Source organism: Micromonospora sp. NPDC048170 (genome assembly GCF_040652795.1).
Classification (GTDB): domain Bacteria; phylum Actinomycetota; class Actinomycetes; order Mycobacteriales; family Micromonosporaceae; genus Micromonospora.
In genome coordinates this window covers 1-19,073 of sequence record NZ_JBEZMR010000036.1, presented here as the reverse complement: position 1 = coordinate 19,073, position 19,073 = coordinate 1, and the positions used below count along the sequence as shown (strand labels likewise).

Here is a 19,073-nt window from a genome sequence, read left to right as displayed (position 1 = left end):
GCACGGAGACGGTGAAGGGGTGGACCGGCTGCGGTCCACCCCTTCGCCGTACCACTCAACGCACGGTCAGCGCTGCTCCACCTCGCCCGGCGCCGGGCGCTGCCCCGGCACCGCCCGATCGTCCCCGCGGTGGGCGACGGTCGGCTGCTCGGCGGTCGCGTCGGCCCGGTGCCGCGGCTCCGCGGCCACCTGGGCCGCGCCCCGGCGGGCCACCAGCAGACCGGCCGCCGCCAGCACCAGGCCCAGCAGCACGAGGCCGATCGGCGCGTACACGCCCAGGAGGGTGAGCCCCTGCCGGCTGTCGTTCGCCCGCTTCACCGAGGCGGCGACGGTCTCCTCGGTGTACGAGAAGTCGGCGTCCAGCAGCGTGGCCGGCGCGCCGATGTCCGGCACCAGGGTCTTGCGCTGCACCTCGCGCACGTTGAGGAACGAGCCGGTCACCGGGTCGATCCAGACGGTCCGGGTGTTGCTGTAGACGACCTTGCCGGTGGTCGCACCCGGGGCCAGCGCGCCGAGCAGCAGCTTGACCCGGTCCTCCGCCAGGTTCAGCTGCTCGTCGGTGATCACCTGCTCGTAGCGGTAGGACTCGATGCCCTTGATGTCCTCGGTGCCCTTGAACTCCGCCGGCCGGACGTCCCGCAGGTCACGGTCGAAGATCTGGTGGGTCTTCTTCTCCGCGCCGAACGGGAACTTGTACATCTGGCCGGAGAACTGCACCTTCTCCCGCGTACCGGTGTCGTCGAGGTACTGGTCGTTCCAGTTGAGCGCGGAACCGGCGACCCGGTCGAGCGCCAGCGCCGCACCGTACGCGCTGACCAACTCCTTGGAGTCCGTCCGCTCCACGGTCTGCCCGACCTGCCAGACGACGGCCTTGCCGTCGAGGTCACCGGAGAGCTTGCCGGTCGTCTTCGCGTCGGGCGAGACGCGGACCGTGGACCTCAGGTCGGCGCGGTTGATCGCGATGCTGCCGTTGGTGATCTGGAGGAAGGTCGCACCCTTCGCCTCGGCGACCGAAGTCGACGCTTCCAGATCGTAGGGCAGCTTGGCCATCGCCGGCTTGACCACGAACACAAGCCCGGCGGCAAGCGCCAGGAGCAGTACGCCGCTGCCGAACAGCACGGCACCTATGGCGCGGTGCTTCATGTTTCCTCCCCGGAGGAGCTAATTTTCGCCGCTGTCGATGAGAGATGGCCGCGAGGTTACTACCTGGTCACATAGCAACGCGACCCCCGGTCAGCTCTGTTTTTCCCGCCGCGCCGCCCGGTTCCGCACCGGCCCGACGCAGAACGAGCAGAAAGTTCCACGCCACGACCTCCCGAACGCCGGGAAGTCGGATCACCCACCGGGCCCACCACGGGTGGTATCGCGGCAGGGCATCCAGCAGCTCGACCTCGGCATTGCCCCGGGCCCAGCGCAACGTCTGGGCGATCGAGGTCGGGAAGAGCGTCTCCCGGAACCGGTTCTTCGGGGGCCGGCCGTTGCGACGCTGGTAGCGCCGCCTGGCCCGGTCACCGCCGAGGTAGTGCCACGGTGCGGTCTCGTGCCCACCCCACGGCGACAGCCACGGGGTGAACGACACGAAGAGCACCCCGCCCGGCCGGGTAACCCGGACCATCTCGTCGAGCATCCGGGTCGGCTCCGAGACGTGCTCCAGCACGTTGGACGAGAACGTCACGTCCACGCCGCCGGAGCGGACCGGCAGGGCGGTGCCGCTGCCCCGCAGCATCCCGGCGACCGAGTCACCGGCCGCCGAGAAGTCGCCCACGTCGGGGTCGAGCCCGACGTAGTGGGCCCCGGCGGCGCGGAAGGCCGCCGCGAAGTAGCCGGGACCGCCGCCGACGTCGAGCACCGTACGTCCGGCGAGCGGGACGTAGCCGGACACCTGGCGTACGGAGTCGTCGGCGAGCAGCCCGTAGAAGCGGTCCGGGTCGGTCTGCTCGACCAGGAAGGCCCGGAACAGGGCCACCGACCGGCCCAGCGTGGCGAACCGGCGACGGCCTGCCCGCCCGCCGGCCCCGTCGTGTGCTGCGCTCATCACGCCACCGTCCCGTCCTCGTACCGATCCGTGGCTGCGGCCGGCTGCCCGGCCCGTGTGCCCGGCGTCACATCATCCGCGTCCGCCTCGCCCGTCCGCGCGCGGGGCACCACCGGATACGCCGCCGGCACGCCGGCCGGGGCACCGGGCTCCGTGGCCGGCGGGTCGGCCGGGGCACCGGGCTCCGTGGCCGGCGGGTCGGCCGGGGCACCGAGCCCCGTGGCCGGCGGGTCGGGGGCGGCGGCGTCGGACCCGCTGGGCGGCGACGCGACGGGCTCCGGCGGGACGCCGGGGACGGGCAGCACCGCGGCGACCACCGCCCCGACGGCGACGAGCATCGCGCCCTGCACCCACGAGCCGTAGGCCCATTCCTGGCCGTGGCCCTGCAACCGCCCGGTCACCGCCGTCACCGTGGCGACGGTCAGCGCGCCGAACACCACCACCGGTAGCGCCCGGCGGGCGAGCTGCCGCAGCAGCATCGCGGCCAGCACGATGGCCACCGGCAGCACGCCGCCCAGCGCGGCGAGCAGCACCACCAGCGGGACGCCGGCGACCCAGGCGGGCCCCTCGGCCGGAATCACCCCGGGCGGCGCCGGTACGGACGCGGTGGCCACCCGTCGCCGCACCGGCAGGACCGCCAGCAGCAGCACCCCGAGCGCGGTGACCGCCCCGGCCGCCAGCCCGCCCCGGTACGTCCGGTCCGGCGCGAACGACAGGCGGACCTCCCCGTCCCCACCGGCCGGCAGCACCCACGCCTGCTGCCAGCCGTCGACCCGGGTGGCGGTCAGCGGCCGACCGTCCACAGTCGCCGTCCAGCCGGCGTTCGCGTTCTCCGGCACCACCAGCAACGCCGCGCCGCCGGCGGCGACCCGTACCCGCCGGTCCGTCGGATTCCAGTCGAGCACGGTCACCTCGCGGTGCCGGGGGGCGGCGAGCGCCGCCTCCGGACGCAGTACGGCGTCCTGCACGACGAAGCCCGCCGACGGCGAGGTCGCCAGGCGGTGCCCGCCGGCCGGCAGGTCCACCACCGCGCCGGTGGCGCCGCAGACGGTGACCGGCAGCGGCCGGCCGTCCAGCACGTCGGTGAGGGTGCCGGCGACGGACGTGTCGTAGCGGAACCCGTCCAGCTCGACAGCAGGCCCCGAGCCGCACCTCTCGGCGACGCGCGTGGTGCCGGAGATCGGGCGGCGCAGGTCCTCCAGCCCGGGGATCTGCACCTCGGCGATGCCCGGGGTCGCCGTCCAGCCGTTGCCCCGCCGGTCGGCCACCCGGGCGGCGGACTCCCGCACCACGATCTCGATCCGGTCCGTCCGCACCGCAGGGAAACGGACCACGCCGTCCGCGCCGACCGGCAGCACCCGGCTCGCGCCTGGGGTGCGCACCTCGACCGACTCCGGCAGCGAGCCGACCGGCAGCTCCGCGGGACGCAGCCGCAGTTCGGCGATCCGGCGCGGCTCCGACCAGCTCAGCCGCAGGGTGGGCCGCAGGTCGCCGGTGTCGGCCAGCCAGGCCGTCCCCGGGTCGCCGTCGACCGCCGCGTACGCGGCCACGGCCGGATCACCGGCCAGGTAGGACGAGGCGTCGGCTCGGACCGGTGCCCCGGACAGCGTCCACTGCCCGCCGGGCCGGGGCACGGCGTTGAGGGCCAGCCGGAACGTGCCCGGGTTGGCGCTCTGGAACAGCCGGTCCACCCCGAGCGGCTCCTCCCCGACCCGCGCCAGGAACCGGTCACACCGGATCACCGTCCCGGCGGGCCGCAGGCCGGAACCGGTGGACGGCACGGCGTCCGCCCCGGAGTCGGCGGCGACGGTCGGGAAACAGGCGGGCCGGTCGGCCGGTCCCCGGCTGAACGACCAGGCGACCGGGCCGACGAAGCCGGCCGGCGTGTCGGCGGGGGTACGCAGCGCCCGCCGCGGGGTGGTGCCGGGGATGGTCAGCTCGCGGATCCCGACGCCGCCGTCGACGCGCCCCTCGGCCACCGCCAGCACGGTGACCCGCACCCGGCTGGTGGAGCCCGGAAGCGTGTAGTACCCGTGCGCGCCCAGCGTGCGGGCGACCTCGTGGTCCACCGAGCCCCGGTCCGTGGTGAGCCGGAACCGGGTCACCGGCCACCCCACCCCGAGGTCGTCGACGAAGGCGAGCGTGACGCGGGCGACCTCGCGGGGGGTGTCCAGGTCCACCTCGAGCCACTGGCCGACCGGCCCGGCCAACGGCGCGGAACGCCAGGCGGTGCGGTCGTCGCCGTCGACCGCCGCGAAGGGCAGGTACGACGGGTCGGCCGGGGACAGGTTGTCCACGAAGCTGACGGCGGTGGAGGCGGTCACCTCGCGTACGCCCTGGTAGGCGGCGACCGTCTGGTGCCGGTCGCCGGCAAACGGCAGCAGGTCCAGGGCGACGCGACCCTGCCGGCCCGCCTCGTCCGCGGTCAACGTCTGGCTGAGGTTGTCCCGGACCCGGCCGATGTCGCGCTCCCGGCGGCGCAACCCGTCGGTCACGATCCACGACTCGTCGGCGCCGTCGCGCAAGCCGGCCCGGTCGCCGGCCAGCACCACCGGCCGGTCCCGCTCCACCAGCCCCTGCTCCAGCAGCGGCAGGAGCGACTCCGGTCCACCGCTGACCGTCGGCACGTCGGCGGCGAGCACCGCCGAGGCGGCCGGCACCGGGCGCTGCACCTCGTACACCTCGACGGCCGGCAGCGGGCCGGCGGCCTCGTCGACCGGGCTGCCCGGCGTACGGCCGAAGGTGCTGGTGCTGCCGAAGGTCGCCACCCGCGCGATGCCCGGCGACCCGGCGAGCGCCCGGCGCAGCACCGCCACCGGCGGCGCGTCCACCTGCGTGCGGTCGATGTCGTTGCGCAGCAGCAGGTGCCGGAATCCGGACCGGGCCAGGAAGTCGGCCAGGCCGGCCGAACCCCGGCCGCGGGACAGGACGGACTCGACGGTGTCCATCATCCGGGTGTTGCCGGCCGAGCCGAGCGGGATCTGGTGGCGCACCGCCCAGGGCGCCCCGGCCAGGGCCTGGAGCGGCTCGTCGACGGACCGCCCCCACTCGTACTGGCCAAAGCTGGAGCCCGGCACCATCAGGGTGCGGGCCAACGCGTCCCGCTCGGCCAGCCACGTCGCCGCCGCCCGCCAGTGCGGCGGCAGGTCCGACCAGCCCGGCCCGGGCCGCAACTGGCCCAGCCAGGCCGGCGCGGCGGCCCCCAGCACCAGCAGCAGCACCGGTACGAACATCAGCGGACGCAACCGCAGGCCGGGGCGGCGGCGGGCGGCGGCCCGGTGCAGCCGGGTGACCCACGCGTCGACGCCGTGCGCGAAGCCGAGCATCAGCGGCAGCCGCAGCACCGGGTCCAGCTTGTGCACGTTGCGGAACGGCGCCAGCGGGCCGTCCAGCAGGTCCCGCACCTGCGCGGAGAGCGGGCTGTCCAGGCTGCCGACGTAGCCGATGGTGAGCAGCGTCAGCCCGGTGAGGAAGCCCAGCACCAGGAAGCGTCGCTCGGGCAGCAGGTTGCCGGCCAGCCCGGCCAGGCCGACCAGCGCCACCACCGCGGTGAGCGTCATCAGCACCGGGTTGTCGATCAGCAGCCAGCCGGCCGGCCACCACGGGTCGCCCTGCACGATGTACGCGACCCACTGGTTGGTGCCGCGGACCGCCTGGAAGAGCGAGGCCACCGCCGTCGTGGTGGTGGACGACTCGATGTAGTCGAGGAACGGCAGGCTGTACTCGCCGAGCAGCAGCAGCGGCACGATCCACCAGAGGCAGACCCCGACGACGCAGAGGCACCACCAGCCCACCAGCCGCAGGTGCTCGCGGTCCCACCGGCGGGTGAGCAGCCAGACGCCGGGCAGCAGCAGGGCGAGCAGCACCACCGCCGCGTTGATCCCGCCCATGCAGAGCACGGCCAGCGCGGAGAGCGCGGCAGCCTTTCGTGGGGAGCCGATCCGGCGCACCAGGACCAGCGGCAGCAGCACCCACGGCAGCAGCGCAGCGGAGAGCGTCTCGGAGGAGAGTGCGCCGACCTCGGTGAGGATCCGGGGGGCCAGCGCGTAGCCGAGCGCCGCCGCGTACCGGGTCGGCTCGGTGCCGACGCCCAGCGCCCGGGCCACCCGCAGCAGGCCGTAGAACGCGACGGCGAGCAGCAGCGCGGTCCACGCCCGCTGGGTGATCCACGGCGGTACGCCCAGCAGCTGCCCCCCGGCGAAGAACGGCCCCATCGGGAACAGGTAGCCGTACGCCTGGTTCTGCAACTCCCCCGAGGTGGCCTCCGGGTTCCACAGGTGCAGCGCGCGGGCCATGAAGTGCAGCGGGTTCGCGGCGAGGTCGAGCTTGGTGTCGAAGGTGACCTGACCGGGGCGCTGGACGAAGGCGACCACGGTGAGCAGCAGCAGCGACAGTGCCGTGCCCGGCGCCTCGCGGACCGACCGGGCGACCCGGCGCACCAGGGTCACCGCCGGCACTCCGGGGGCAGGCAGCTCAGGTCGGCGAGCGCGGAGAAGAAGATCTGCCGGATGCCGCTGGGCTGCTCGGTGCGGAACACCTGCCCGCCGGTGACCTCGGCGATCGCCTCCAGCTCGTCCGGGTCGACGTCCCTGCCCAGCCCGATGAAGACGATCGGCAGCGGCCGGCGCGGGTCCTGGAGCGCTGTCAGCTCGGCCAGCAGCTTGGACCGGCCGATGCTCGCCTCGTCCTCGTCGCGCCCGTCGGTCATGATCAGCACCAGGTTGATCCGCCCGGGCGTCCAGTTCCGCCGGGCGTCCCGGTACGCGGCCAGCGTCGTGTCGTACAGGCCGGTGCCGCCACGGGGCTTCACCCGGACGGCGGCCAGCCGTTCGGCCAGCCGCTCCCGCTGCGACCCACCCAGCGGGCCGACGGGGAGGATCTCCCGGTGGTCCCGGTCGCCGTCGACCTTCGTGGCGAACACCCACACCCCGAGTTCGCTGTTGTCGAGCAGCAGGCCGGAACCTTCCTGGGCCGCCTTGAGCGTGGCACTGAGCCGGGTCTCGGCCGAGCCGGGCACCTGGGCCGACATCGAGCCGGAGATGTCCAGCACGGTGAGGATGCGGGCGCTGCGCTGCACGCCGCTCCAGCCGGTCAGCGCCTCGGTGACGGTCTCCTCGGCGGGCAGCGGCGCCGGTTCGCGTACCTCCGGCGACAGCCGGCCGTCGCGGGGCACCGCCGGCGGGAATCCGGCCGCGGTCCGGAAGCCGTGCCCGCTCAGCGCGTCACGGGCCTCGACGGTGAGCAGGTTGGTGAGGAAGCCGGCGGCGGCGTCCCGGACCGGGCCGCGGGCGGCGGGCAGCACCACGTACGGCAGGTCCAACGCGGGGACCGCCACCTCCGGGTACGCGGCGACCAGCTTGTCGCCGCCGGCCAGCGCGTTGTGCCCGAGCACGGCCTGCTCGCCGGTCGCCACGGCGTCGGCCTTGCCCGGCAGGCCCGGCCCGGCCGGCAGCGTCCCGCCGTCGAGGGGGCTGAACGTCCGGTTGGCGAGCCGGCGCAGCACCGCCGCGACAGACCCGGCGGGGTCCCGTTCCCCGGCAGCCAGCGCGCGTACCCCGAGCACCGCCCCGACGCCGGCCGGGTCGGCGGCCGGGTCGGGCAGCCCCACCTCGACGGCGTGGGCCTTCGGGCCGATCAGGGACCGCCAGGTCAGCGGCTTCGCCGGCCAGCCGAGCCGGCGTGCCACCGGTTCGGTCACCGCGAGCACCACCGGGGTGCTCGCCACGGACGTGCCCTGGGCCGGCACCTCGAACGCGCCGGCGGCGCGGGCCCGGCGCAGCCAGAACGTGGACTCCGGCACCCAGGCGTCGGCGACGTCCACGCCCCTGGCGACCTCCGCGGCGACGGCGGCGGACTCCTTGGCCTCGACCTGGATCGAGACGCAGGGCTGGGTGCCGACGCTGGCCCGGACGATCCGGTCCAGGGCCGGCGCGACCACCGGGGCGGCGGCCACCCGCAGTCGGACCCGGTCCAGGCACTCCGGGACGCCACGGTCCGACCGGACGTACGCCACCGTGGCCCAGCCGGCCAGCAGCAGCGCGAGCGCCGCGCTGAGCAGCACCACCGGCGACCGCCGGAAGAGGCGCCGCACTGCGGAACCGTCGCGCAGCACGCCCGGTCACCTCCTCGTCGTCGCCGGAATCAGGGGGCCGCCCGGCCGCAGGTCGAGCCGCCTGGCGGCGAGTGACGCCGGCCACCGTACGCGGTCGCGCTGCACACCCTGCCAAGGTTTTCCGCCGCCGGCAAACCCCCTGCCGACCAGCCGTCGCCCGACCGTCGCCACCGGGGCGGCCCATTGCGAATGTGACCCACGTCGCCCTAGGGTGGCGCGATCGTGCTCAACTTACTCGTCGGTAGGAGCAGCGTGAAGAACTCCGGCACTTCCTCGCGCCACGTCCTGTTCCTCAACTGGCGCGACACGACCAACCCGGAGGGCGGCGGCTCCGAGGTCTACATCGAGCGCATCGCCGCCGAACTCGTCGCCGCCGGCCACCGGGTCACCCTGCTCTGCGCCGCGCACGCCAACGGCGGCCCCGCCGGGACCACGCCCGAGGGCGTACGCGTGCTGCGGCGCGGCTCCCGGATGACGGTCTACGCCCGGGCGGCGCTGACGTGCCTCGCCGGACGGATCGGATTCGGACCGCTGAGCCGGCGCGGGCCGGGCCGGCCGGACGTGGTCGTCGACGTCTGCAACGGGGTGCCGTTCTTCGCCCCGCTCTACGCCGGCCGGCCGGTGCTCGCCCTGGTGCACCACGTGCACCGGGAGCAGTGGCCGGTGGTGTTCGGCCCGCGGATGGCCCGACTGGGCTGGTGGATCGAGTCGTGGCTGGCGGTCCGGCTCTACCGCCGCTGCCGCTACGTGACGGTGTCCGAGGCGAGCCGGGCGGAGCTGGCCACCCTCGGGGTGGACGCGGACCGGATCGACGTGGTGCCCAACGGGACGTCCCCGGTGACCGGCCCGCCGCTGCCGCGCACGCCGCACCCGTCGCTGCTGGTGCTCGGCCGGCTGGTGCCGCACAAGCGGGTGGAGATCGCCCTGCGCACCGTGGCCGCGCTGGTCGCCGAGCTGCCCGACCTGGAGTTGGTGGTGGCCGGCCAGGGCTGGTGGGAGCAGCCGCTGCGGGAGCTGTCGGAATCTCTCGGCATCGCCGCTCATGTCCGGTTCACCGGTTTCATCAGCGAGGAGGAGAAGCACGCGGCGCTCTCCTCGGCGTGGATCGCGCTCACCCCCTCGCTCAAGGAGGGCTGGGGGCTGACCATCGTGGAGGCCGCCGCCCGGAGCACCCCGACCGTCGCCTTCCGCTACGCGGGCGGCGTCGCCGAGGCGATGGTCGACACCGAGACCGGACTGCTCGTCGACGACGAGGAGGAATTCACCGCCGTCGTCCGCGAACTGCTGGCCGACGACGTACGACGCAAGGCGATGGGCGAGGCAGCACTGGTCCACGCGTCCCGCTTCACCTGGGCGGCGACCGGGTCACGCTTCGCCCGCCTGGTGACGCGGGTGGCCGCCGGCAGGTGACCCGGGAACGACGAAGGGCACCCGCCGCGGCGGGTGCCCTTCGTCGTGTGGTTCAGCGCGTGCCGTACAGCGGAGCCTCGGTCCCCTGCTCACTCACCTTGGTGTTGGCGGCCTCCTTGGCGGACGGGCTGAGCGCATTCGCCAGTCCGACGCTCCCGAGCAGGCCGAGCACGACCCCGAGTACCCCGACGGCGACGAACGCGGGCAGGTTCCTCATCCACCTTCTCCTTCCGCGGGACTCGCGTGCCGGGACGCTACCACGCGGTAGCCTCCCCGCGCAGTGGCCGAAAGAACGATCATCATCACCACCGTTGCGGCCAGCAGGTGGGCGAACCCCACCGGTCCGGGCCGGACCGGCGCGGGCGGCGGCGACCAGTGCGGGTTCTCGTAGAGAGCCAGGTCCGCTCCGGAGTGGACGGCCCGCAGCCCGGCCAGGGCCGCCGGGGCCGGGGCCGGGCCGGCCGCCCGCTGCACCAGCACCCACCGCGCGCCCGTGGTCGCCAGGGGCGCACCGGCGGCGAGCGCCTCCCGCACCCGCGCGGCGCGCGCGTCCTCGCCGACCACGGCCAGCCCACCCACCCGCAGCGTGTCGTCGATCAGCACCGGCACGGCGAGGTACCGCGGCGCCGGATCGATCACCACCTGGCCGTGGTTCCAGGGGAAGCTCTGGTACTCCTGGAACGGCAGCGAGATCACCTCGCCGGGCCGCTCGGCGGTCAGCCGGGCCACGGTCGCCCAGTCCGCCGGCCACTGCACCGGCCGGAGCCGACCGGCGCCGCCGAAGGCCAGGTCGGGCATGAGCGCCACCGGCAGCAGCGCCGCCCCGACCAGCGCCGCACCGGCGGTCGTCGCGTCGAAGCGGGCCGCCAGCCGTTCCGCGAGCCGCTCCGCGCCGAGCGCACCGGCCACCGCCAGCGCCAACGCGTACGGCACCAGCAACTTCTGGCCGTCCCGGACCAGGCCGGCGCCGGGCACGGTGGCGACCAGCCAGCCGAGCAGGTCCGCACCGCCGGGCAACACCCCGAGCGCCGCCGCCAGCCACGAACCGGCGGCGAGCAGGCCGAAGCGGCCGGCGACCGAGGGGGGCCAGCGCCGGCGCAGCAGCGGGAGTCCGTACCCGGCCACGGCCAGCAGCAGCGCGGTGGCCAGCGGCACCAGCACCACCGCCCGGGACGCGGGGGTGGTCTGCCCGTTCCAGATGCCGCCGGTGCCCGCCAGCGCCGCCAGCGGGCCGGCCCAGTTCTCCGCGCGCGCGGCGAACGCCGCCACCCCGACCGGATCGGACCGGCCGGCACCGCCGCTGACGAGGCCGGCCACCAGCCACGGCGCGTTGAGCAGCACCGTCAGCCCCACGCCCAGCGACGTCGCGCGGGCAGCCGCCGGATAGCGCCCGGGCAGCAGCACCACGACCGCGACCAGGGCGAGCACCCCACCGGTCGGCGTGATCGCCGACGCCGCCGCCGCGAGCAGCAGCCGGGGAAGCCCACCCCGCCGGCCCGCTCGCACGTCGAGCGCCGCCCGCACCAGCCAGGGCAGCGCGGCGTACGCGACCAGCAGCCCCCACTGCCCGACGAGCAGCCGCTCGGCGAGGTACGGCGTCCAGGCGTACCCGACGGCGGCCACCACCCGGACCGCGACCCGGTCGGTCGGCACGAGCCGGGCGGCGCCCAGCGCGGCCAGGTACAGGATCGCGACCAGCACCAGCCGTTGCAGCAGCCAGCCGGGCACCACCTGACTGGCCAGCGCGACCACCGCGTCCTGCGGGACGGCCCGGGGCAGCGCCGAGGCCGGGGCGATCGCCTCCCAGCTCAGCGTCTGCCGGGGCACGAAGACCATGTCGTAGCGGAGCACGTACCCGGGCAGGGCCAGCGGGGCGAGCACCACCGCCGTCACGGCGGCGGCCACGCCGTGCGGCACCAGCCGTTCGCGCATCCCTCGACCTCACCACTGCCCGGGCGCGACGACCGCCACGCTGGTGGCGGCCACTGTACGCGGGCCCCGCGCCGCCCCCGAACCATCCGTTGACCTGATGGGGCCACCGGTCGGCGGTGTGGCAGTCTTCCCGCCATGGCATCGACAGACCGGGTGGACGTAACGCGTGCCGGCACCGGCGGAGCCGGCGGAACTGTGCGCGCCGATCCGACCCGGTCCGTCGCCATCGCCTTGATCGTGATCAGTGTGCTGTGGCGTGCGCAGATCGCCTCGCGCGGCTACCTGGGTGCCGACGACTACGTGCTGATCACGCAGTCGACCGAGTCCGCCCTCACACCAGGCTTCCTGCTCACCCTGTACAACAACCACTTCATGCCGGGTGGTCGGCTCCTGACCTGGCTGGTCACCGATGCCTTCGGGCTCACCTACTGGCCGTACGTGCTGCTGATGGCCGTCGGCCAGGCCGTCCTCGGGGTGGCCTTCTACCGGCTGCTGCGCACGTTGCTGCGACCGAGCCGCCTGATGCTCGTTCCGCTGGGGATGTTCCTGTTCAGCCCGCTCACCCTGGAGGCGACCTCCTGGTGGGCGGTCGGCGCGAACATGCTGCCCATGCAGCTCGCCATGGTGCTCGCTCTCGGCGCCCAGCTCAAGTACGTCCGCACCGGCCGGAAGCGGCACCTGGCGTCGCTGGCGCTGTCCGTCCTGCTCGGCCTGCTCTTCTTCGAGAAGACCCTGCTGGTCGTACCGCTGGTCTTCCTGTTCACCGTCTGCTTCTTCACCGACGGCGGGCCGGTACGCGCGGTGCTGACCGCGTTGCGCCGGTGGTGGCCCTCCTGGCTGACGCTGACCGCGTTGGTCGGCGCCTTCGCCTCGGTGTACCTCGTCCGCTCCGAGTCTTCCCTGCGCCGCCCGGAGTCGCCGGGAGAGCTCCTGTCGTTCCTCACCGATCTGTTCGGCTCGACCCTCCTGCCGGGACTGCTGGGCGGCCCCTGGGGCTGGCTGGGCGCGGGGGACGGCGCCCCGGTCGTCGCGCCGCCCGAGTTGGGACGATGGATCGCCTGGACGGTGTTCGCCGCACTGGTCGTGCTGACCATCCGGCGGGACCGCACGGCCGGCCGGGCCTGGGTGCTGCTGGGGTGCTACCTGATCCTCGTCGCCGCGCTGCTCGGCGCCACCCGCCTCGGCTCGGTCTTCAGCGCCATCGCCGGCGGCGTGCCCCGGTACGTCAGCGACGTCGTGGTGGTCGCCGCGATCTGCGTGGGCGTCGCCCTGGTGGGAATCGCCCGGCCGTCGGCAGCCGGCGACGCGCCCGCCGACGTCGACCACACCGAGGCGCCGACCGACCCCGAACCGGAGCACCGTCCGGCTCCCTCCCGTCCGGACCTGCTGGGCCCGGTGCCCGAGAGGTATCGGGAGGTGGTGACCTCCGGCCTCCTCCTGCTCCTGGTGGTTGCCATGTTCGGGACGGTGTGGACCACCTCCCGGTACAGCGACGAGTGGGCGCTCAAGTACGGCCGCTCCTATCTCGACACCGCCCGTATCGAGCTGGCCAGCGCCCCGCCCGGCACGGTCTTCTTCGACACCCCGGTCCCGGACGGGGTGGTGCCGAATCTCTCCTGGCCGTACAACCTCCAGTCGCGGTTCTTCGCCGCCGCCGGTGCCCGACCGGAGTTCGTGCACGAGACGGAGAACGCGTCCGTGCTGGACGGCCTGGGGCGGATCCAGGTGGCGACCATCCAGGGCAGCAGCATCAGGCCCGGCCCGCAGGAGGGCTGTGGCTACCTGGTCGCCGCAGGCCAGACCGTACGGATGCCGCTGGACACACCCCGGGACGACTGGTTCTGGATCGTGCGCGTCGGTTATCTCAGCTCCGCCGACGGGACCGCCGTGCTGCGGCTCGGCCAGGGCAGCCACACCTTCCCCGTCAAGAAGGGGCTGAACCAGCGGTTCTTCGAGATCAGCGGCGGCGGTGACGCGGTGGAGCTGACCGTGACCGGCACGGACATGACGCTCTGCACGAACGAGATCTCGATCGGCAACCCGACCCCGAAGCCCGAGTGACCGCCGAGGAGCCCCGGACGGCCGCGCAGCCGGTGCCGTCCGGCGGCGCGGGGGCGGGTCGGGGCAGCGGAGCCGTCCGGCTCGGCGCGGCGGGCGCCGCCGTCACCGTCGCCACCATGCTGACCAACGCGCTGGCCTACCTGGTCCCGGTCCTCGGGGCCCGCCGGCTGGCCCCCGCCGAACTGGGCGCGCTGGCCACGGTGCTCGCCCTCGCCGCGATCGCGGCGGTGCCCGGCTTCGGCCTCCAGATCGCGGTGGCCGCACACCGCGCCCGGTGGGGCACCGGCGGCAGCGCCCGCCTCGCGCTGCGCACCGCCGCGCTCACCGCCGGGGTGACGGCGCTGGCCGCCCCGGTGCTCAGCGCGGCGCTCCGGCTCCCGATCGCCCTGACCCTGCTGCTCGCGGCGACCACCTTCGCCACCGTGCTGGCCGGCCGGTCCCTCGGCGAACTCCAGGGCGACCAGCGCTTCCTGCGCCTCGCCACCGCGATGACCCTGCTCGCCGCCGGGCGCTACGGCGGGCTCGTCCTCGGGCTCGCCCTCGGCCGGGGGCCGGTCGCCTGCCTGTTGCTCGCCACGCTCACCGGGCTGGCGGTCCTGCCCCTGCTGGCCCGCCTCGCCCGTCCGGCCCGGCCCGCCGCGCCGGCCCCACCGCCCACCGGCACCCCGGCCGCCGCGGGGGAGCGCCGGCTGACCGCCCGGCACGTCATGACGGCGTGCGGCGCGTCGCTGGCGATGCTCACCATCTCGTACGCCGACCTGATCCTCGCCCGGCAACTGCTCCCCGGCGACGCTTCCGGCGGGTACGCGGTCGGGTCGGTGCTCACCAAGGGCGCGCTCTGGGCGCCTCAGGTGATCACCGTGCTGGTGCTGCCCCGGCTCGCCCGGGGCGACCGGCGGGCCCGGGTCGCCGCGCTGGCCCTGATCCTGGCCTGCGGCACGGTCCTCGTCGGTGCCTCCGCGCTCGCCGGCGAGCTGGCGTTCCGCCTCGCCGGTGGCGCGGGCTACCTGCACCTGGCCGGCGCGGCACCCCTCTTCGCCGCCGTCGGCGCCCTCTACGCGGTGGTGTTCATGCTGGTCAACGACCGCGTGGCGACGGGGGCCCGGTGGCCGGCCGCGCCGCTCTGGGTCTCCACCGCCGGCCTCGCCGGGGCCGCCCTGCTGGTCGCGCCGCGCACGGTCGAGGGCGTCCTCGTCTGCGCGCTGGCCACTGCCACCCTGACGGCCACGGCCATGACCTGGCTGACCTTCCGCCCCCGTCCCCCGCGTCTACCCCAGCGCCCGTAGGCCCGTCGCCGGGCACCCCCTGAACGGGCCGTCGATCTTGCACTATGCGCCCTCAAGATGCCCCGAAAGTCCGGAACATCGGGGCCGCAAGTGCAAGATCGCCGCGGCGGAGGGGGCGAGCGCGTCCCGCGGGCAGCGGGGTGGGGTGGGGGGTGGGGGGTGGGGGGTGGGGGCAGCGTTTGGGCGGCGGTCAGGGGCCGGCGGTGAGCCAGGAGTGGAGCAGGTGGTGGTCGATCGAGTCGACGCGGCCCAGCGGGCGGCCGGTGGCCGCTCGCTCGCGCAGTTCGTCCCGGGTGAACCAGCGCGCCTCCAGCAGTTCCTCGCCGTCCACCCGCACCTGCTCGGACGCGGCGGTGGCCCGGAAGCCGACCATCAGGCCGGCCGGGAACGGCCACGCCTGCGACCCCACGTACGTCAGGTCGGTGAGCGTCACCCCGGCCTCCTCGGCCATCTCCCGCCGGACGGCGTCCTCCAGGCTCTCGCCCACCTCGACGAAGCCGGCGAGCGTCGAGTACGCCCCCTCGGGCGCGCCCGCGTGCCGGGCCAGCAGGCAGCGGTCCGGGGCTCCGGGCGCCTCGATCAGCACGATGACCGCCGGTTCGATCCGGGGGAAGAGGAGCCGGCCGCAGTCCGCCCGCGCGCACGACCGGACGTGCCCGCCGCTCCGGGCGACGGTCGCCGCCCCGCACGTGCCGCAGAAGCGCTGCTGCCGGTGCCAGTGCAGCAGCCCCCGGGCGTACGCCTGGACGGCCGCCCCGGCCGCGTCGAGCCGCCCGACCAGCGCCCGCACGTCCAGGGCGGCGCCCGCCTCCGCCACCTCGACGGCGGCGGCCTCGGGCAGCCCGGAAAGGTCCACGGCGAAGACGGCCGAGCCCCCGTCCATGCCCAGGAAGACGGTCTCGTCGGCGACGGCGAGCGCCTTGGCCGCCGGGTCTCCACTCAGCCGTACCGGCACGTCCCCGGCGACCAGGCAGCGGTCCCGCCAGAGCGGCAGCAGGGTGCTCTCCGGGTCCGTCAGCAGCGCGGCGATCCGTTCCGGGTCGGCACGCAGGCCTCCCGCCCGGTCCAGCCAACCGCCCCCGTACGCCAGGACCGCCTCGTCCGCTCGCATGCCCATACCGTGCCATGCCCGCCGTCCCCGTCTGCGAGGGGCCGGGCCCCGCGACACGCCGGGCGACACGCGGTAACACGACGGGTGGGGCGTAGGCTGCCGCCCCGGCGGAGCGCCAGTTACCGTAGGTGTCTTCCGGGCGGAGGCGTGCTCCCCCCGTTGTGGTATGTCCGATCGAGGTGACCGTGACGCTGTACGGCGAGAAGACTCCACCCGCCGACGAACGGCCCACTGTGCAGGTCACAGCAGTGACCTGGCCCGGTGACGAGCCGGAGCCGGCCGCGCCGGCGGGCGGGCCGGGCCGGCCACGGTCCCGTCGGGTCCGCCTGCTGCTGGCCGCCGGGGTCGCCACGGCGGTGTTGGCCTCCGTGGCGGGGGCGGGCGCCTATGCGTACGCCGGTGACGTGCCGAGAGGCACGACGGTGCTCGGCGCGGAGCTCGGCGGCCGGAGCCGCACGGACGCCGCCCGGGAGCTGCGGGCGGAGCTCGAACGCCGCGCCGCCGCCCTCACCGCCCCGCTGTCGGTACGCGTCGGCGAGCAGACCGCCACGATCGATCCGGCCGCCGTCGGCCTGACGGTCGACGTCGACGCCACCGTGGCGGCGGCGGCCGAGGCCGAGGCGCACGCGGTCGACCGGCTCGTCGGGTCCCGGGCGGTGCAGCCGGTGGTGACCGTGGACGCGGCCCGGCTCGACGCCGCCCTCGAGAAGGTCGTCGGCGACCAGGGCCGGAAGATGACCATGCCGGCGATCACCTGGAAGGGCACCACGCCGAAGGCGGTGCACCCGAAGCCGAGCCTCGCGCTGGATCCGGAACGCTCCGCGCAGGTGGTGCGGGAGGGCTGGCTCAGCGGCCAGCCGGTGACCGTACCGCTGGTCGAGACGCATCCGGTGACCACCGCCGAGGAGGTGGACCGGCTGGTCGCCGAGCTGGCGAAGCCGGCCGTCGCCGCGCCGGTCACGCTGACCACCGACAAGGGTTCGGTGCGGATCCCGCCGCAGGCGATCGCGCGGAGCCTCCGGTTCACCGCCGACAAGGCCGGCAAGCTGGCCCCGCAGGTCGACGTGAAGCGGCTGCGGGCAGCGCTCGGCGACGACCTGGCCAAGGTCGAGGTGCCGCCCAAGGACGCCCAGATGTCCATCTCCGGCGGCAAGCCGCAGGTCGTCGCCGGCAAGGCCGGCCAGCAGCTCGACAGCGCGGCCCTCGGCCGCGACCTGCTGGCCGTCCTGCCGAAGACCGACGACCGGAAGGTCACCGGCGAGCTGAAGGCGGCGGAGCCGGAGCTGACCGAGGAGAAGCTGGCCGGGCTCGGCATCAAGGAGCGGGTCTCCACCTTCACCACGCGGTTCACCGGCGGGCTCTCCTCGGCCCGCAGCCAGAACATCGTCACCATCGCGAAGGACGTCGACGGCACGCTGGTGCTGCCCGGCGAGACGTTCTCGCTCAACGGCCACACCGGCGAGCGCGGCTACGCGCAGGGCTACCGGGACGCGCCGGTCATCCTCGACGGCAAGCTGGTCCCGGGGGTGGGCGGCGGCACCTCGCAGTTCACCACCACGCTGTTCAACGCGACGTACTACGCCGGGTTGGAGGACGTCGAGCACAAGCCGCACTCGTACTGGTTCAGCCGGTACCCGGCGGTCATCGAGTCGACCATCTTCTGGCCGGACCTGGACTTCAAGTTCCGCAACAACACCGAGCACGGCGTCCTGATCGACACCTCCTACACGTCGAGTTCGGTCACCGTGTCGATCTGGAGCACCAAGATCTGGGACAGCGTGAAGACCGAGTACAGCCCACGCCGCAACATCACCCAGCCGAAGACGGTCTACCTGAAGCCCGGCCCGACCTGCATTCCCGCAGGCGGCAGCCAGGGGTTCACCCAGGACGCCTTCCGGGTCATCAAGAAGGACGGCAAGGTCGTGAAGCGGGAGAAGTTCACCTGGCGCTACTCCGCGGAGCCGCGCTTCATCTGTGGCCCGGAGCCGTCCTGACCGCCGCCTGAGTTCCGCGTGAGCAAGCCCCGCCGGCCCGGTCGCCGGCGGGGCTTCCTCCTGTCGTACGCGCACCACACCCGACCGTCGACGCGGCGCCCGCCCCCGCCTCGCGGCCTCCGGCGGGGCCCGCTCCACGCCTACTTCACGGGTCGCCGCCGCGGGCCTACCTCACCGTGTCGGCGGACCCACTTCCCTGTGTCGGTGGGCCCACTCACCGGCCTCAGTGCGGTGGGCCCACTTCACCGGTGCCGGAGCCACAGGTTGGGCTCGGTGTAGGTGCCCTGGTCGAGGTCGCGGTCGATGCGCAACAGGGCGAGACCGTCAGGAATGACGTAGTCGCCGCTGTCGGGGAAGACCATGCCGGTCCACTCCTGCCACTCGGCGACGGTGCCGGTCATCGTCTGCGACCGGGGTGCCGTGCCGATCATTCGGGCGCCAAGCCGCCAGTGCGTACGCACCCAGGGGTCGAGCGGTGCGCCGTCCTCGCGGGTCCAGGTGGCGAACCGTTCGATCGGGGTCAGTGGGTAGCGGGCCTTGAGTGTGGGTCGTACGGGGGCGATGACGCGTGACCAACCGCGCTGGTCGGCCAGCGATCCCAGGGCCGTCAGCAGGGCACCGGCCAGGCCCTGGCCGCGTCGGTCCGGGCGGACCTGGGCGGCCATCACCACCAGGGTGTCGGGGTTGTCGTGGTGGTCGTGGCCGGCGAGCGCGTGACGCAGGGAGTCGGTGTAGCCCTCGGGCAGCTGCGCCGGGTCGCCGTCCCAGCGGATCGGCACGCCCCATCCGGCGGCGACGAGTTGGTCGTCGCCGTCGAGCAGCACCAGCTCCAGGTCGGCGAACAGCTCCCGCACCCGGCCGAGGTGACGATCGGCCTGCCGGTCGGCGGTGATGAAGGCTGGCCACCCGTCGGCGAACAACCGCTCCATCTGGTCTTCGGGCCGGGGTCGAGCCCGCAGAGGCTCCGCAACGGTCTGTATGGTCGCTCTCCCAACGGTGGCCGCCGGAAAGCAGTTCAGGGCCACCCCGAAGGGTGACCCTGAACTGGAAGATTGTCCGGCGGTGTCCTACTCTCCCACACCCTCCCGAGTGCAGTACCATCGGCGCTGGAGGGCTTAGCTTCCGGGTTCGG

12 protein-coding genes are annotated in these 19,073 nt (G+C 74.7%); 4 read left to right on the top strand and 8 right to left on the bottom strand.

The window, feature by feature from the left end:
* Positions 1 to 66 precede the first annotated feature (66 nt).
* From AB0D32_RS28965 to AB0D32_RS28950, 4 genes are all read right to left on the bottom strand, one after another.
* Positions 67 to 1,143, bottom strand: coding sequence for a DUF3068 domain-containing protein (locus AB0D32_RS28965; protein WP_357097010.1), 1,077 nt, complete (start codon positions 1,141 to 1,143; stop codon positions 67 to 69).
* A gap of 67 nt (positions 1,144 to 1,210) precedes the next feature.
* Entirely contained in the window at positions 1,211 to 2,035 is an 825-nt protein-coding gene (locus AB0D32_RS28960) for a class I SAM-dependent methyltransferase (RefSeq protein WP_357097008.1), read from the bottom strand.
* Entirely contained in the window at positions 2,035 to 6,483 is a 4,449-nt protein-coding gene (locus AB0D32_RS28955; RefSeq protein ID WP_357097006.1) for an alpha-(1->3)-arabinofuranosyltransferase family protein, read from the bottom strand. Before AB0D32_RS28955 ends, AB0D32_RS28960 begins: the two co-directional genes overlap by 1 nt.
* A complete protein-coding gene (locus tag AB0D32_RS28950) occupies positions 6,480 to 8,147 on the bottom strand; it encodes a substrate-binding and VWA domain-containing protein (RefSeq protein ID WP_357097004.1) in 1,668 nt (555 codons plus the stop codon). The genes AB0D32_RS28955 and AB0D32_RS28950 overlap by 4 nt, the downstream gene beginning before the upstream one ends.
* 252 nt (positions 8,148 to 8,399) lie before the next feature.
* Here AB0D32_RS28950 and AB0D32_RS28945 point away from each other — a divergent pair, with 252 nt between their 5' ends.
* A complete protein-coding gene (locus AB0D32_RS28945) occupies positions 8,400 to 9,557 on the top strand; it encodes a glycosyltransferase family 4 protein (RefSeq protein ID WP_357097076.1) in 1,158 nt (385 codons plus the stop codon).
* Positions 9,558 to 9,609: 52 nt separating this feature from the next.
* Here the strand turns inward: AB0D32_RS28945 and AB0D32_RS28940 are convergent, their stop codons facing one another.
* Positions 9,610 to 9,774, bottom strand: coding sequence for a hypothetical protein (locus AB0D32_RS28940; protein WP_157747273.1), 165 nt, complete (start codon positions 9,772 to 9,774; stop codon positions 9,610 to 9,612).
* Entirely contained in the window at positions 9,771 to 11,489 is a 1,719-nt protein-coding gene (locus tag AB0D32_RS28935; protein WP_357097001.1) for a hypothetical protein, read from the bottom strand. The genes AB0D32_RS28940 and AB0D32_RS28935 overlap by 4 nt, the downstream gene beginning before the upstream one ends.
* Positions 11,490 to 11,624: 135 nt before the next feature.
* Here AB0D32_RS28935 and AB0D32_RS28930 point away from each other — a divergent pair, with 135 nt between their 5' ends.
* Positions 11,625 to 13,550 (top strand): hypothetical protein, encoded by a 1,926-nt coding sequence (locus AB0D32_RS28930; RefSeq protein ID WP_357096999.1) that lies wholly within the window; start codon positions 11,625 to 11,627, stop codon positions 13,548 to 13,550.
* A 32-nt stretch (positions 13,551 to 13,582) separates the two neighbouring features.
* Positions 13,583 to 14,836 (top strand): polysaccharide biosynthesis protein, encoded by a 1,254-nt coding sequence (locus tag AB0D32_RS28925; protein WP_357097074.1) that lies wholly within the window; start codon positions 13,583 to 13,585, stop codon positions 14,834 to 14,836.
* Between the two features lie 190 nt (positions 14,837 to 15,026).
* On the opposite strand, the gene nudC is transcribed toward AB0D32_RS28925, so the two are convergent.
* Entirely contained in the window at positions 15,027 to 15,947 is a 921-nt protein-coding gene (gene nudC, locus AB0D32_RS28920; protein ID WP_357096997.1) for an NAD(+) diphosphatase, read from the bottom strand.
* 179 nt (positions 15,948 to 16,126) lie between these two features.
* Here nudC and AB0D32_RS28915 point away from each other — a divergent pair, with 179 nt between their 5' ends.
* Positions 16,127 to 17,941, top strand: a complete 1,815-nt coding sequence (locus tag AB0D32_RS28915; protein WP_357096995.1) for a VanW family protein — start codon at positions 16,127 to 16,129, stop codon at positions 17,939 to 17,941.
* A gap of 242 nt (positions 17,942 to 18,183) precedes the next feature.
* Here AB0D32_RS28915 and AB0D32_RS28910 read toward each other — a convergent pair whose 3' ends face one another.
* Positions 18,184 to 18,870, bottom strand: a complete 687-nt coding sequence (locus AB0D32_RS28910) for a hypothetical protein (RefSeq protein WP_357096993.1) — start codon at positions 18,868 to 18,870, stop codon at positions 18,184 to 18,186.
* Positions 18,871 to 19,073 lie beyond the last annotated feature (203 nt).